This is a genomic window from Paenibacillus sp. FSL P2-0322 (assembly GCF_037975315.1).
GTDB classification, from domain to species: domain Bacteria; phylum Bacillota; class Bacilli; order Paenibacillales; family Paenibacillaceae; genus Paenibacillus; species Paenibacillus polymyxa_B.
The window spans coordinates 5,047,168-5,059,518 of sequence record NZ_CP150243.1 but is presented as its reverse complement, the minus strand read 5'-3'; the positions used below and the strand labels follow the sequence as shown (position 1 = coordinate 5,059,518).

Below are 12,351 nucleotides of genomic sequence, written 5' to 3'. Positions count from 1 at the left end.
ATAACAGGGAAGGAGGAACTCCAATGCAGGAGAAGCTAAATCAGGAGCAGGAACGCTATGTCATCGGCGTAGATTTGGGTACCAGCGCGGTCAAAACGGTGCTGGTTAACCGCAAGGGGCAGGTGTCTTATGAAACCTCCCAGTCTTATCCGCTCCATCAGCCGAAGGCGGGGTATAGCGAACAGCACCCTGAGGACTGGGTCAGTGGCACGTTAGCATCACTGAAACAGCTTGTGGAGAAGGCCGGAATCGGCGGCACAGATGCCGTGGACGGTATTAGCTTTTCGGGGCAGATGCACGGGCTTGTGCTGACTGACAAGGAAGGCCAAGTGCTTCGTCCGGCTATTCTGTGGAATGACACGCGTACAACAGCACAATGCCGTCGAATTGAAGAAAAGCTCGGATCGGAGCTGCTGAACATCGCACGTAATCGCGCGCTGGAAGGCTTCACGCTGCCCAAGCTGCTGTGGGTGCAGGAGCATGAGCCAGACGTGCTGGCCCGTGCGGCACATTTTATGCTGCCCAAGGATTATGTGCGCTACTGTCTGACAGGAGAGCTGGCGACGGAGTATTCGGATGCGGCGGGCACGCTGCTGCTGGATATTGCGAACAAGCAGTGGAGCGAAGAGATCGCTGCCGCGTTTGACCTACCGTTGTCGCTGTTCCCGCCGCTAGTGGAATCCTTTGATCAGACGGGTACGCTACTGCCGGAGATTGCGGAGCAGAGCGGGCTTTCGCCTGAAACGAAGGTCTTTGCAGGTGGTGCGGACAACGCATGTGGCGCGATTGGCGCCGGCATTTTGAGCGAAGGCCGCACCCTGTGCAGTATCGGCACCTCAGGGGTTGTACTTTCTTATGAGGAACGCAAGGATATTGATGTGCAGGGGCGGGCGCATTTTTTTAATCATAGTGAGCAGGATGCTTATTATATTATGGGGGTTACGCTCGCGGCCGGATACAGCTTGACTTGGTTTAAGGATACCTTTGCACCAGAGCATTCTTTTGATGCACTGTTGGCAGATGTGAACTCTATTGAGCCGGGCAGCCAAGGGCTGCTGTTCACGCCTTATATCGTCGGCGAACGTACACCTCATCCAGATGCAACCATTCGAGGCAGCTTTATCGGGATGGATGCGGGGCATAAGCTTGCGCATTTTACACGGGCGGTACTGGAGGGAATTACGTTTTCGCTCAAGGAATCCATTGATATTCTCAGAGGAACGGGCAAAACGGTGAACGAAGTCATTTCCATCGGTGGCGGTGCACGTAATGAGGCATGGCTGCAAATGCAGGCAGATATTTTTAACGCGGATATCATCAAGCTGGAAAGCGAGCAGGGACCTGCCTTGGGGGCGGCCATGCTGGCTGCTTATGGTAGTGGCTGGTTTGAATCTCTGCAAGCGTGTGCTGAAGCTTTTTTGCGTGAAGCAGCGAGATATTCGCCAAACCCGGAACATGTGGCACGGTATGAAGGCCTATACGAACTGTACCGTGAAGTTTACCTGCATACGCGAGAGCTAAGTGAGCATTTGGCAGTATATCGGTGAATACGGTGAGTTTTGAGCGTAAATGAAAAGCGGCTTCGGGTGTAAGAAACCCCCGGAGCCGCTTTTTTTTCATGTGATGATGAGTTTGAATTAAATACTTTTCTCGATTTTCGCATGATCTTCATTCATAGAACTCCCGGCACAGCCAGGACATGACTTGCTCGACGAACACCCCGCACAGGCGCCTTGACGGCTTTTTCGCAAAAATCGTACCAGCACCCACGCACTATAACCGAGGATCGCCAATAAAATGATGATATTGATCATGGAATCCACTTCCTTTTATTTACTGTAGGGCCTGACTTAACCCCAACCTAATAATCTGCCACATTGATAGATCAAGACGGCGATGATATATGCGACGGTCAAAGGATAGATCACAGAAAATGCGGTCCAACGCCACGAAAGGGTTTCTTTACGAATGACCGCTACCGTAGCCAGACACGGAACATACAACAGAATGAACACCATAAAGCTAAAAGAGGCAAGCGGTGTAAAGGCCTGTCTGACTTGTAGTTCAAGTCCCTGCATATCAGGAACGTGGTAAATAATATTCATCGTTGATACGACAACTTCCTTGGCCATAAAGCCCGTGAGCAGAGAAGCACCTGCTTGCCAGGTGCCAAAACCGAGAGGGGCCAGTAATGGAGCGAACCAACCTCCAACGGTGGCAAGCAGGCTGTCATCCATGTCTGCCCCGAAGCCCTGCGGACCGAAATTGGACAAGAGCCAGATGCCAACGGAACCTGCAAGGATAATGGTTCCAGCTTTACGGACGAAGCCTTTGACCTTCTCCCATGTGCTGCGGAATAGTGTAAGAGCCTGCGGCACTCGATAGGGAGGAAGTTCCACGATGAAGAGGGAGGGCTCACCCGACAAAATGGATACTTTGGAAAAAATTTTGGCAAGTATAAGTGAAACGATGATTCCTAACACATACATCAGCATGATGATGCTTGCCGCATGTGTTGGGAAAAACACACCCGCAAACAACGCATATACCGGCAGGCGGGCCGAACATGACATAAAGGGCACCAACAATGTTGTAATGAGACGTTCTCTGGGCTGTTCAATGGTGCGTGCTGCCATAATCGCAGGGACATTGCAGCCAAATCCGATGATGAAGGGAATGAAGCTTTTCCCGTTCAAGCCAACGGATTGCATCAGGCGATCCATTAGTATCGTGACCCGTGCCATATACCCGGAGTCTTCGATCACTGAAATTATCAGAAATAAAATAGCAATTTGAGGCAGAAAAACAAGCACACCCCCGACTCCAGCCACGATGCCGTCCACGACTAGGCTTTGCGTAAAAGCGGACGCGTTCAAGTGAACGAGTAACTCAGAAATCCAAGTGCTGAGTGTCCCTGAAAAAAATCCATCCAGCATATCTGAAAGGATCGTACCCGCCCAATCGAAGGTGAACTTGAAGGTAGCGTACATCAGCAGCAAAAAGATCGGAATCCCCAGATACCGGTGAGTTAATAGTGCATCCAGCCTATCCGTCAGGCTGTGCGGTCTGAGTTTGGAGGTGTCGAGTGCCTTGGTGCACAGATCAGCAATCCATGCTGTTCGTACAGAACGAATATGCTGAGCAGGGGTGATGGCATGGCCTTCACCGAGAAGTTCTTCCTCGCAACGGTGGATGCGCACAGTTACTTGTTCACGCTGTACCTCATTCGTCATCCATTCCATGACGACAGGATTGCCTTCCAGACATTGCAGTGCGGCCCACCGCAGTTGCGGCACAGGTGCATTTGGCAGCAAGTCGCAAATATCGGTAATAGCAGCTTCAACGGCAGGGCCGTAGTCCAATTGAAAAGCATTGGATGTACGTCTTACCTCCCGAAGAGAAGCGAGCATTTGCTTACTTCCACTGCCTGTACGCGCCACCATAGGAATGATGGGAACGTTCAACTGATCGGCTAACAATTCCTTGTTTACACGAAGACCCGTGGCATCGGCTACGTCAGTCATGTTTAAGCCAAGTACAAGCGGACGGCCATACTCCAGTAGTTGTACGGTTAGATAGAGATTACGCTGGAGCTGGGAGGCATCCACAATGTTGATCAGGGCCGTAGGAGGTTCTTCCAGCAAATATCGAGTTGCGACACCTTCATCCAGCGAAAGAGGGAGTAAAGAGTAGGCGCCCGGCAAATCCACCAATACGGCAGACTTGTCACGCAGGATTCCTGTTTTCTTTTCCACTGTGACGCCGGACCAGTTTCCTACTTCTGCATACGTACGAGTCAGCTTGTTGAATAATGAGGTTTTTCCTGTGTTGGGATTACCGAATAGAGCGATCATGTCCATGTTGGAACAACCTCCAGTTGCTTCACTTGATTTTGACGGAGGCCAACCAGCTGGCCGTTGCATTCAATGACGATAGGACCGCCCAATAAACTGATTTTCTTTAATCGTATGATGGAACCTTCGTTGATACCCATATCTGTTAAGCGACGGCGCAATGAGGGATGAAGAGGGGCAAGAGATTGCAAACGCACAGTTTGACCTAATGGTGTACGAAGGAGTGAGATACATTCTGGCATGGTGCTCAGCCTTTCTGATCTAGAATGAGAATCAATATCATTTACTTCCGATGCCAGTACCATATCATGAGGAAACCTAGATTGCTGTGATAAAACTCTCTGTGAACGACAAGTCTGCTCGTTGTCCCATCTGTTATATAGGCGTGTATAATGTCACAACCTGTCTTGAACTACTCCCTTACTCGTCTGCAACCGACAAAACTAGAGCGTTTGGGGCAACTGTTTTTATGGTAAGATATAGCTGTTTACAACTATGCTAAGAAGGGCAGGAACGCTCTGTATGAACAGAAAAATCGGGGTTAGGCTTGTAAAATGTCTGGTTGCGGGTGCAGCGCTGGCTGTGTTGCTGCCGCAGGCTGTGGAGTGGGGTAGCAATGTGTATGCGGCATCGACCAAGCCGGCTCCATCCGTATCATCGCAGCAGCTTCAGAACAAGCTTTTACAGGCAATGGCTACGCGGAGTGAAACGCTGACCTTTACATATCAAGGGCGAGTGAACGGTCTCAAGCAACAATTACAGACGGCCATCCAACAGGCCATGGAGAGCGATCCGTATGTGAATTATACGATCAAAAGCTACGCATTCAGCTATACAGGCACAACGACCTCCGCTCAGGTTACGATTCGTCTAAGCTACCGGGAGACGAAGGAACAGACAGCATATGTGGATAGCACAGTTAAAGCAGTGCTGGGGGATATTATTACGAAGGGAATGACGGATCATGAGAAGGTAAAGGCCATTCATGATTGGATCGTCGTTCGCCTGAAGTATGATGAATCACAGCAAAAGTACACAGCCTATGATGGCCTGAAAACGGGAAGCACAGTCTGTCAGGGTTATTCACTGCTGGCCTATAAAATGCTGGAACGTGCAGGCATTACGAACCGGATTGTGGAAGGAAGAGCAGGGGGCCAGCTGCATGCCTGGAATCTTGTTTTATTAGATGGTCGATGGTATCACATGGATACGACATGGGATGATCCAACCCCGGATCGCGCGAACGAGGTAAGCACTTCATATTATCTGTTGACGGATACCGAAATGCGACGGGATCACTCATGGGTAAAGCCGTATCCTCAGGCGAATACATCGTATCGTGAAACCTTATCAGTTCTGGTGGCTACCGGAGGATCAAAGGCTGCTGTGTATCAAAAACTGTACAATACCCTCGAATATCCGCTGCAAGACGGCAAGGGTCTGGTTAAAACATCCGCCGACATTAAGGAACAGGTGCGTAAGATTGTAAATAAGGGAGGGACGACACTTACCTTTGCCTATCAGGGAACGGAGCGAAGTCTCAAGGAGGATTTACAATCCTTATATCAACTCGGTTTAAAATCCATTTCCTATCAGATTACGGATCTAGGAAGTACCGGCAATCTTCGTGTAACCCTGAAATGGACCTAATCATCTTGCTGTAAAAAGCTACATTAACAAAGGAGTATTCTATTTATATGCACAAGCGTTCCTTTACCTACTTGCTTGGCACGCAGACTATGTCCAATGCGGCCGACATTCTTTACATTATGGCACTTGTGTCTCTGGTTTTTCATGAAACGGACTCGATCTTCTCTTCGGTACTCGTCCCGTTGCTGCGAATGGGGGCACAGATGATCAGCGGCTTTTTAGCACCGCTCATTTTGGTCCGATTCCAGCTTCCTTTTATTTTATTCGTTTCTCAGTTCGGGCAATTGGCTTTCTTTGCTGTTCTGCTGGGCCACTTGTGGTCAGCGGGTACGGAGCCGATATGGGTGATGGTGTTTACGTTGGTGGCAGCCATGTCCTTTCTGGACGGATGGACCACGCCTGCGCGTAATGCGCTGATTCCCCGCCTTGCGTCTGGGGAAGGACTCATGCGGGCAAACAGTCTGGTATCGGTCAGCGATCAGACGGTGCAATTAGCGGGGTGGGGGCTTAGTGGTGTGCTCGTAGCCATGCTAGGCTCAGAAAAAACACTACTGGTGGCCGGCGGGCTGTATATGGTAGCAATGATCTTCACCAGTCTGATTCGAGATCCACTAGAGGGCAAAGCCCATTATTTGCTGCAACCTGGAACACGGGTGCGAGGTGGAGATGTCTCAGTTTCCGAAGCTGTAACTGAGTCCGGGCAAGGGCATCATGACTTGCCTCCTGCACGGTTGGAAGATACACTGTATGGCCCGGAATCAGAGAGCACCGCACTACCTCCCAAACGTAAAAAGGAAATACTCCGTGAAGGCTGGAGCCTCATCGGAGCCAGTCGCAGACTGAAAGCTCTTATTTTTATGGATATGATTGACCTTCTAGGGGGTTCGGTTTGGGTAGGCGCGTTCACGCTTGCTTTCGCTCAGCAGGTTTTGCACAAGAGCGAGGCATGGTGGGGATACATCAATGCAGCGTATTTTGCAGGAGCGATTGGCGGCGGCATCGTTGTCCTCGCCTGCGTCAAGCATTTGCAGCGTAGACTGCTGCCCGCCATGCTGGCGGGGATGGTAGGCTACGGGCTGCTGACAGCGTGGTATGCACTGAACACATTACCGCCGCTGACACTGCTTATCGTGTTGTTGATGGGACTACCTGCGGAAATGTCCGTCGTATCCCGCCGCACGATGATGCAAATGAGTGTGTCCGTACATGATTTGCCCAAGGTGCTGTCTGCCCAGGCCACACTGACAAGTTTGACCTTTTGTATATCGCTGCTGTTAATGGGCTGGATTGCAGATCATCTGGGCATCGTTAATTTGTACTTGTTTTCTGCAGTGCTGACGCTGATTGCTGTTATATACGGTATTTTTAGTCGTCGTGCCTTATCCATGTCTTTGTCAGCTTCATTGGAACCTTCCTTCAAATAAACAGAAAAAGCCCGTCTCCGGGCATATACAGGTGAAAATGCGGATAAACGGTCTTGGACCAGGTTTACCAGCGTGTTTTCCCTGATATGTGGAGACGGGCTTTTTTTACTGTTTTCTATTATTTATCGGAAGAAGCATCTGGACTCAAATCACATTCTTTTAACGGAACGATTTTAGTACGTTTGATCCATTTGTAGCCGAGCCACAGCAGAAGGAACAGCGGCACACTCATATACGTAGCGATCATCGTTTTCCAGTCAATCTCCTGTCCGGTGAAGGCATCCGCCCCTTGCCCGATAATGACAATGATACACAGAGCGAAGGCGAACAACGGCCCAAACGGGAACCAGCGGGCTTTGTATGGCAGCTCACTTAGACTGTGACCCTGTGCAGTAAAGGCACGACGGAAACGATAATGGCTGACCGCAATCCCGACCCACGTAATAAATCCGCACATTCCAGAAGCATTCAGCAGCCAGTTATAGACTACACCGTCTCCATACAGGGAGGCGAGAAAGGCCAGCATACCGACAGCGGTCGTGATCAGAAGCGCGTTCATAGGAATGCCGCGTCTATTGATATGTCCGAGGAAACGCGGGGCTTTACCTTCCCGTGCCAAAGCGTACAGTACCCGAGTTGCCGCGTACATACCCGAGTTACCTGCCGACAATACGGAAGTCAAAATAACGGCGTTCATAACAGAAGCAGCAATCGCAAGCCCTGCTTTTTCAAATACGAGCGTGAACGGGCTGACCCCGATGTCACTGATATCTCCCCGCAGCAGATTCGGATTGGTGTACGGAATGATCAATCCAATCACGAGAATCGCCAGAATATAAAAGAACAGGATGCGCCAAAAGATTTGACGGATGGCGCGCGGCACATTTTCACGCGGATTTTCGCTCTCTCCAGCGGCTACCCCAATCAGCTCCGTTCCCTGAAAGGAAAAGCCCGCTGCCATGAATACGCCCAGTACAGCAAAGAATCCGCCATGGAACGGGGCGTCTCCTACCGTGAAGTTGGCAAAGCCGATCGCAGGGCCACCCATAATGCCAAAGATCATCAGCACACCTACAGTCAAAAAGATGACGACGGTCACAATTTTAATCATGGCGAACCAGTATTCAGACTCACCGTAGCCTTTGACCGTCAACGCGTTCAGCGCGAAGATTACGGCTAGGAATAACAGGCTCCACCAGGCAGAGTGGCTTTCCGGGAACCAGTATTTGATGAGCACGGTCGCTGCTGCCAATTCGGCAGCAATCGTCACCGCCCAGTTGTACCAGAAGTTCCATCCCATGGCGAAACCAAAAGCCGGATCGACGAAGCGACCTGCATAGGTGTTAAAAGAGCCAGATTCAGGCATAAATGTAGCCAACTCACCGAGGCTGGTCATGAGGAAGTAGACCATGAGACCAACTGCTGCATAAGCCAGCAGGGCACCACCGGGTCCAGCTTCGGCAACCGCGCCTCCACTGGCGAGGAACAGACCTGTTCCGATAGAGCCGCCGAGGGCGATCATTGTCATATGGCGGGCTTTGAGACTTTTACGCAAGGTTGCGTCAGGTGTTGCTTTGTGTTGCACGTTCAAACACTCCTTCATGAAATTGTATTTCATGTCAGGGCAAGAGCCAGAAGGAGGGGGAGTATATAAATCAAAAAACCGCAGGGAATACGCCTGCGGTCTTGTCTATGCATTCCGCACCATACCTTCTTCTATAACAAGATAGCTCAACACACGTGTCTGTGTTAGGACAGCGTGTGACAGTTCTGCTCCTTTCGGTTAGCAGCCCCAGCATTCGGAGTATTTACAAAGAGTCAGCTCCGCATACTTCGGCGGGTGTACCTTTCCACTGGAATCTCAGACGGCTCTTATCGTCTCCTCCGGTGTACTGATTACATCCGCGACCTCTACCTCATCATAAAACAGGGTTGATGAGGTGTATGACATGATATTTTATTGTATAGCGAACTACAGTATATCGTACCTGTACATCTTCTGACAATCGACAATTTTTTGAAAATCACTCGTAGAATCTTAAATTAAGAGTTCCGCTTGGCCATCTGCTGCCAAACTGTTCCCGCGGCTTGTTCGCCTGATTCGATGCGCTCCAGCGCCATTTTAGCCTGTAGACTAACCTCGAATTCGGGATCATCGACGGCCTTCTCCAGCGCATCACGCGCATCCTCGGTTCCAACCTCGTATAAAAAACGTGCCGCCCGCCAGCGCACCAACTTGCTGCTATCCGACAGGGCTCCGATCATTGCGCTGGTAGCGACCGGGTCGCCGATGTCCGACAACGTGTCGCCTGCGGTGCGGCGTACTGCCGCTGAAGGATCGCGCAGTGCCTCGGCTAGCAGATCCATCGCCTCCGGTGAGCGAATATCGCCCAGATAGACGACGCCCAGCCTCCGCAGCTGCATTTTGTCGTCATGCAGCGCTTGCCGGATAAGCGGCAAATGCTCGGGCGTCGGTTCCAGCCGATCCAGCGCAGCGTAGCGTGTGCGCCAATCCTCGTGCTGCAGGGCCTGCCCCAACTCGGCATCGCTCCACTCGCGGCGTTCCTCCACGAATTCGCTGTTGTTTGCGCCGTGGGCAATCGCCTGTTGGATAATCTGCTCCAGCCGCTCTTGCGGAAAGGCAGCTTCCAGTTCCTGCTCGACCTCGCGTGCAATGTCCGGTAGTTCACCATAGCGGACGCCGTAATCACTCAGCTTGCGTTCCTTAATCAGCGTTGCACTCGCTACACGGGTAACGGCTTGCACAAAGCGGTCAGACAAGGAAATTCGTTCCTCCTGCTGCCCCGCCTTGACTCGAATTTGCATAGGAATGCCGCGAAAAAATTGCACAAAGACCTGTGCCTCGCCAAATGCTTCTCCAGAGGTTTCCTCTGGCAAATCCCAATTGGCGTCAGCGCCTTCCTCGCCTAGCCGATCCCGGACTTGACCCAAAATGGTGGACCAGTCTGCATTCCCTTTGCGGTCAAGGGCTACAAAGTCGGTCGTGTGAAACACGCTTTTGACCCCTTCAATGCCCAGCATGCGCCGGATAAATGGAGGAGCGGAACGCTCATTGTCCCGTGTATATGTTCTGCGGATACCCGCTTCCAGTCGCTCATCCAGATGCAGCATCATGGTGTTCGGACTGGGAGTTGGCTCGATAGATGTTATTTTCATAGCTCAGTACAGCCTCCTGTTCAAAAGTTCTCCATATATAGCTTATCTGTATTGTAACTCATTCTGCGAATGTCTCCAAAGAGAAGTTCGTGTTTCCGAGGAAAACACAATGACATATCTCACACTAATTCATGTGAACATGGCTGATGAATATGGAGGTTTTTTTAATAAAAACAGGATGCTATATAAGCCGAACTCGAAAAATTAACATGAAAACGGAGTGGCGGAATGGTGCTGTACAAGCGTAGCGGTGGCGATGGGAAGCACCATCCGACTGCGCAGTGGCGCTATAGGTAGCTTTTAAGTTTGGTTTATAGTTTGATGCTGTCTATGCATTCCGCTTCAGCGGATCGTTCTGGTGGCTGCGAATGAGCAGGGAGGCGATAAAGCCTAGAAACAGAACAGCTGCCAGCAGCATAAATGTAGTCGTCTGATTACCGCCATTATCCATCAAGCGAATGGAAAGCACAGGAGCTAGACTTGTACCGGCAAACAGGATGAAGGTATATAGTGAGACAGCTATAGCCCTCGCTGCGCCGCCGAGCTGGCCGACGATTGCTATGAGTGAAGGAACACTCAGGGCAATGCCGCTGACAAAGCATACACTCAACACCACGATAGTCATAAGAGAGTGTGTCATTCCCATCAGCGCCAAACTCAGAATGGAAAGAATAAGAGCTGTACGTAATATAAGGTGCACACCGTATTTCTGGGCTAGCTTTCCGGCGAATGGTGAAAGGAGCATGCCGATGATACCAGCGGATCTGACATAAAGCACCTGTCGGCTATTCAGGCCAAATTCAGGGCCGCCAAGATAGCTACCCAAAACCGTATACATGCTCACAAAGGACATCAGGAGAACAAAAGCAACCGTATAGCTTAACCATAAAGGATACGAGCGCAGAACGGTCCCCAACTGACTGAAAGCTGCCCAAATGCGAACACCTCGTTGAGGGGAGGGGGTTTTAGGCAGGAAAAAAAGGACGATTAGGAAGGTAATTGCATACAAAATGCCTAGCATCCGAAATACCGTATTCCACCCCATTTGTTCGCTAATGACAATACTAAATACCTGACCAGCGATACCTGCTACTAGAAAACCGGTGCTGATAAAGCCGATAGCCGTTACCCGTTTTTCGGTCGGGAACATATCGACAGCGTATGCAAGAGCAACGGGAGAAAAGGTGGCCGCAGCTAAACCCTGAAGCAAGCGCAGTGTAACTAATACAGAATATTGACTGGTTAAGCTGATGGATAACGAAATAATCGTTAATGCGAGCAGTCCGGTGACGATAACCTGCTTTCGTCCAAAGCGGTCAGACAATCCACCATAAACAAGACATCCTGCCGCAAAGCCTAAGGAAAAGATACTGCCCGGCAGGGCTGCTTCAGCAAGTGTTTTTCCAAACACTTTAGCAAAAAGAGGGACCAAAGGGATCGTCACATACAGGCTGGACATAACGGCAACCGCTGACCAGCATAGGATTACAGTCATCCATGCATAAGGGAGAGCCACATTTTCTTTCTGTATAACGGTATGATTGGTTCGTAATTTACTCATCAATGAACACTCCTTGATCATAAAATAAACAGCTTGTTGATACGCGTAATTAATTATATTAGATAACCTAATTATATGTTTAAAAAAATTTATCTGCCCACCCCCAATCTGCCTTCCATATGATGATGGATTTTTTCTATAATCCGCGAAAAAACGACCTGCTCCTCTGGCTCCAAAATACTCGCTAGAGAAGCACAGGAAGACCAAAATACAGGGAGCACCTGCTGTACAAGATGAGTCCCCGCTTCTGTAATGCGTACATGAATTTTGCGTCGATCTGTAGAATTATGTTCTCTGATAATCCATCCTCGTTGCTCTGTCCAGTCCAAGATTGATGTAACAGATGCACGACGGATTCCCAGACGGTCGGCAATCATAGATGGGCTCATCTGAACCTGAGATTGGTGCAGTGTCAACAGCAACAACAGATCTAGCTTACTCTCTGTGAGGCCGTAGGCAGATAGATCTAGATCGATCGCGTCCAGCACGTTATCACCCGTCCACAGCAAGAAGAGACCAATGCGGGCAAGTTGTCGGTCCGTTCCTGCAAGGGCAGTTTGATCCATTAACTCCAGATAAGGTTCTGGACCCAGACGGGGAAGGGGTTGCTGGATGGTGTCCCGCTTACTTTGTTTTGGTGGCATAAGTTCACTCTTTTCATATAATTAGGTTATCTAACTATATA

At 50.1% G+C, this 12,351-nt stretch carries 10 protein-coding genes and 1 riboswitch; of the genes, 3 read left to right on the top strand and 7 right to left on the bottom strand.

What is annotated here, in order from left to right; all coding sequences use genetic code 11:
• Positions 1-23 precede the first annotated feature (23 nt).
• Positions 24-1,547, top strand: a complete 1,524-nt coding sequence (xylB, locus tag MKY24_RS22495) for a xylulokinase (RefSeq protein ID WP_023990310.1) — start codon at positions 24-26, stop codon at positions 1,545-1,547.
• Between the two features lie 90 nt (positions 1,548-1,637).
• On the opposite strand, the gene MKY24_RS22490 is transcribed toward xylB, so the two are convergent.
• The 3 genes from MKY24_RS22490 to MKY24_RS22480 are packed head-to-tail and all read right to left on the bottom strand — an operon-like array spanning position 1,638 to position 4,096.
• A complete protein-coding gene (locus MKY24_RS22490) occupies positions 1,638-1,814 on the bottom strand; it encodes a FeoB-associated Cys-rich membrane protein (protein ID WP_023990309.1) in 177 nt (58 codons plus the stop codon).
• A 36-nt stretch (positions 1,815-1,850) separates the two neighbouring features.
• Positions 1,851-3,860: a ferrous iron transport protein B gene (gene feoB / locus MKY24_RS22485; protein WP_068938247.1), complete on the bottom strand. Its 2,010-nt coding sequence runs from the start codon at positions 3,858-3,860 to the stop codon at positions 1,851-1,853.
• Complete coding sequence (locus MKY24_RS22480; protein ID WP_016820309.1) at positions 3,851-4,096, bottom strand: FeoA family protein; 246 nt, start codon at positions 4,094-4,096, stop codon at positions 3,851-3,853. Before MKY24_RS22480 ends, feoB begins: the two co-directional genes overlap by 10 nt.
• Positions 4,097-4,376: 280 nt before the next feature.
• On the opposite strand from MKY24_RS22480, the gene MKY24_RS22475 reads away from it, so the two are divergent.
• Positions 4,377-5,504, top strand: a complete 1,128-nt coding sequence (locus MKY24_RS22475; RefSeq protein WP_339200904.1) for a transglutaminase domain-containing protein — start codon at positions 4,377-4,379, stop codon at positions 5,502-5,504.
• A gap of 47 nt (positions 5,505-5,551) precedes the next feature.
• The gene (locus MKY24_RS22470) at positions 5,552-6,928 is read left to right on the top strand and encodes an MFS transporter (RefSeq protein WP_339200903.1); all 1,377 of its coding nucleotides are present in this window, start codon (positions 5,552-5,554) and stop codon (positions 6,926-6,928) included.
• A 118-nt stretch (positions 6,929-7,046) separates the two neighbouring features.
• Here MKY24_RS22470 and MKY24_RS22465 read toward each other — a convergent pair whose 3' ends face one another.
• The 4 genes from MKY24_RS22465 to MKY24_RS22450 all read right to left on the bottom strand — a co-directional run bounded on the left by MKY24_RS22465 (position 7,047) and on the right by MKY24_RS22450 (position 12,310).
• Entirely contained in the window at positions 7,047-8,513 is a 1,467-nt protein-coding gene (locus MKY24_RS22465; RefSeq protein ID WP_025718689.1) for an amino acid permease, read from the bottom strand.
• Positions 8,514-8,647: 134 nt separating this feature from the next.
• A riboswitch (Lysine riboswitch) is annotated at positions 8,648-8,850 on the bottom strand.
• A gap of 121 nt (positions 8,851-8,971) precedes the next feature.
• Positions 8,972-10,105 carry a virulence factor gene (locus MKY24_RS22460; protein WP_023990304.1) on the bottom strand — a complete coding sequence of 378 codons (1,134 nt, stop codon included), beginning with the start codon at positions 10,103-10,105 and terminating at the stop codon, positions 8,972-8,974.
• Positions 10,106-10,433: 328 nt separating this feature from the next.
• Positions 10,434-11,666 (bottom strand): MFS transporter, encoded by a 1,233-nt coding sequence (locus MKY24_RS22455; protein WP_339200902.1) that lies wholly within the window; start codon positions 11,664-11,666, stop codon positions 10,434-10,436.
• An 89-nt stretch (positions 11,667-11,755) separates the two neighbouring features.
• On the bottom strand, positions 11,756-12,310 hold the full coding sequence (locus MKY24_RS22450) for a MarR family transcriptional regulator (RefSeq protein ID WP_339200901.1): 555 nt from the start codon (positions 12,308-12,310) through the stop codon (positions 11,756-11,758).
• Between the last annotated feature and the right edge of the window lie 41 nt (positions 12,311-12,351).